At 67.0% G+C, this 3056-nt stretch carries 3 protein-coding genes; all 3 read right to left on the reverse strand.

Annotated elements, in window-relative coordinates; genetic code table 11:
• Nucleotides 1-89 precede the first annotated feature (89 nt).
• Nucleotides 90-917: a M23 family metallopeptidase gene (locus G1E_RS25870; RefSeq protein WP_009683415.1), complete on the reverse strand. Its 828-nt coding sequence runs from the start codon at nucleotides 915-917 to the stop codon at nucleotides 90-92.
• Nucleotides 918-920: 3 nt separating this feature from the next.
• Nucleotides 921-2300, reverse strand: a complete 1380-nt coding sequence (gene xseA / locus G1E_RS25875) for an exodeoxyribonuclease VII large subunit (RefSeq protein WP_033690506.1) — start codon at nucleotides 2298-2300, stop codon at nucleotides 921-923.
• A 32-nt stretch (nucleotides 2301-2332) separates the two neighbouring features.
• A partial coding sequence (locus G1E_RS25880; protein ID WP_047150246.1) for a LysR family substrate-binding domain-containing protein occupies nucleotides 2333-3056 on the reverse strand: 724 nt, incomplete at its 5' end.

Raw genomic sequence — 3056 nt, forward strand, 5'->3', positions numbered from 1 at the left:
TCATCGCCGGCAAGCCAGCTTCCACAGCACTGTCACAGGGCTGAAACGCTGTGGAGGCGGGGTTTGTCGGCGAGTCTGGCGCTGCGGTCTCAGGGCTGAAACGCGCCGATGAAAATCGCCGGATCCACCCGCGCATCGTTCAGGCTCACGTTCCAGTGCATGTGCGGCCCGGTAGCCCGGCCGGTTGAGCCCACGCGCCCGACTACCTCGCCCCGGCGCAGTTGCTGCCCCACCTGCACATCGATCTTCGACATGTGGCAGAACATGCTGATGAAGCCCTGGCCGTGGTCCACGAATACCGTACGGCCATTGAAGAAGTAATCTCCCACCAGAATCACCTTGCCATTGGCCGGGGTCTTGATGGGCGTACCTGCCGGCACCGCGAAGTCCAGCCCGGCATGCGGGTTGCGTTCCTCGCCATTGAAAAAGCGACGCACGCCGAACTTGCTCGACAACGGGCCGTTGACCGGCTTGTCGAGGATCAGGTTGCTGGGCAGGGCAGGGCTGAAGCTGCGGTAGGCCTTGATCTGCTCGGCCAGCTCGCGGTCGATGCGCTTGAGGTCGGCGGGGTTCGGGTTGACCTGGCGGGTGTTCTTCAGGGTAATGCGCTGTTCGGGGTACTTTTTGCTACCCACGCTGAACGGCAGGTTGCGCCCGCCTTGGCTGAGCAGGGCAGTACCCGGCTTCTGGGTCAGCGGGATTCCGACAATGGCCAACCAGTTCTCCTGCTCCTTGACCACCAGCACCGGCTTGCCGTCGAAGCGCGCTTCGGGGGCGCTGGCGGCAGGGCCGAGGTTGACCACCGCCACGCCGCCGGGCACCGGCTTGTTCAGCGCACGCGTGATGTAACTGGCCTGGGCGCCGCCGGCCAGCAGTAACAGGGAAAGGGCGAACAGGGTGGCAAGCAGGCGGGGCATGTGTCAGTCCAATAGCGAAAGGGTGACCGGAGTCAGGTGATTGTCTTCCACGCGCACCAGCAGCTCGCCCTGGTCCAGGCGTGCCGTAAGGCGTTGGCCGTTGCGGGTCTGTTCGGCGCTGCGAATCGCCTGGCCCTGGTCGTCGAGCAGGATGCTGTAGCCGCGCGCCAGTGTGGCCAGCGGGCTGACCACCTGCAGCGTCTGCAGCTGGGTCTGGAAGCGCTGGCGGCGGTCCTTGAGCAGTTCGCGCATGGCCCGTGGCAGGCGCTCGGCCAGGCTGTCCAGGCGCTGGGCCAGCAGTTTCAGGTTGCGCCCCGGGTGTTGCGCAGCCAGGCGGGTTTCTGCCCGCGCCAGACGCTCACGGCGCTGGTTGAGGCTGAGCAGGAACGCCCGGCGCAGGCGCATGTCCAGGTCGTCCAGGCGCTGGGCCTGCTGGCGCAAGCGCTCGCCTGGGTGGCGCAGGCGCCTGGTCAGCGAGTCCAGGCGCAGGCGGTCATGGCTCAGGCGGTTCTGCATGCGCAGCAACAAGCGCCGCTGCAGCCCCTCCAGGCGTTGGCGAATGCCGCTGCTGTCGGGCGCCAGCAACTCTGCGGCGGCAGACGGAGTGGGGGCGCGCACGTCTGCCACGAAGTCGCTGATGGACACATCGGTCTCATGGCCGACTGCGCTGACAATCGGTGTGACGCAGGCAGCCACGGCGCGGGCCACGGCTTCTTCGTTGAAGCACCACAGGTCTTCCAACGAGCCGCCACCACGGGCCAGGATCAGCGCATCGAAGCCAAGGCCGTCGGCCAGGCGGATGGCACGCACGATCTGTGCGATGGCCTCGCGGCCCTGTACCGCCGTGGGAATTAGGTTCAGTTCCACCTGCGGGGCGCGGCGGCCGAACACACTGATGATGTCGCGGATCACCGCGCCGGTGGGGGAGGTGATGATACCGATGCGTTGCGGGTGGGCAGGCAAGGGCTTCTTGCGTTCGGCGCTGAACAGCCCTTCGGCACCGAGCTTTTCCTTCAAGGCCTCGAATGCCAGGCGCAGCGCGCCATCCCCCGCCGGCTCGACGGTGTCGAGAATCAGCTGATAATCACCCCGGCCCTCGAACAGCGAAACCTTGCCCCGCACCCGCACCGCCAGGCCATCGCGCAGCGCTTGGCGCACCCGCGTGGCGCTCTGCCGGAACAGGGCGCAGCGTACCTGGGCACCGCTGTCCTTGAGGGTGAAGTACATGTGGCCAGACGCCGGGCGGGCGAGGTTGGAAATCTCGCCTTCCACCCACACGCTGCGGAATACGTCCTCGAGCAGCACGCGGGCGCGGCCGTTGAGTTGGCTGACCGTCAGGACCTCGCGGTCCAGGCCGAGTCGTTCGAAAGGGTCTCTGATCATGGCCGGCATCATACCTTACCGGGCGTTGCGGGCTAGCCGTGATCTTTCATCGCGGCCACGAACTGGCGCACCAATTGCTCTGCATCGCGCCGGCACGCCAGGGCCACGGTACTTTCCCGGCCCCCCTCCAGGGTGACGAAACTGACCGAGGCCGGCGCAATGTCGCGCATGCATTGCGGCAGCAACGCCACGCCAAAACCTGCCTGGATCAGCTGCAACTGGGTCGTTTTGCGCGACAGCACCTGCGCCGCCTGCGGGAAAAAGCCCGCATCCATGCACAACGAGGCTGCCAGGTAGCTCAGCCCGCCGCGCTCACGGTGCGGAATGGAAATGAAGCGCTCGTCGCGCAACTGCTGCAGCGCCACCTGCGCCGCACCGGCCAACGGATGCCCGGCCGCCACCGCAAGCAGCACGGGCTCGCTGAACAGTTCATGCAGCACCACGCCTTCATGCTGGCGAAGCACCGGCAAGCGCAACAGGCCGATATCCAGCCGCCCCGCCGCGATGTCTTCCAGTTGGGCCTCCGACGACTGCTGGGCGATGTCCAGTGCAACCCCCGGGTTAGCGTGCAGGTAACCGCTCAAACGCGCCAGCAGCGGGCCGGTCAACGGGACGGTGCTGGAGTGGTTCAGGCGCAAGCTGCCTTGCAACCCTTGGCCAATATCGCGGGTCACCCGCTCTGCCTGCGCCAGGTCGGCCAGCAGGCGCCGTGCCCGCTCCAGCAACGCCTGGCCGGCCGGGGTCAGGCGCGGCAGG

The sequence above is a fragment of the Pseudomonas sp. TJI-51 genome (genome assembly GCF_000190455.2).
Taxonomy (GTDB): domain Bacteria; phylum Pseudomonadota; class Gammaproteobacteria; order Pseudomonadales; family Pseudomonadaceae; genus Aquipseudomonas; species Aquipseudomonas juntendi.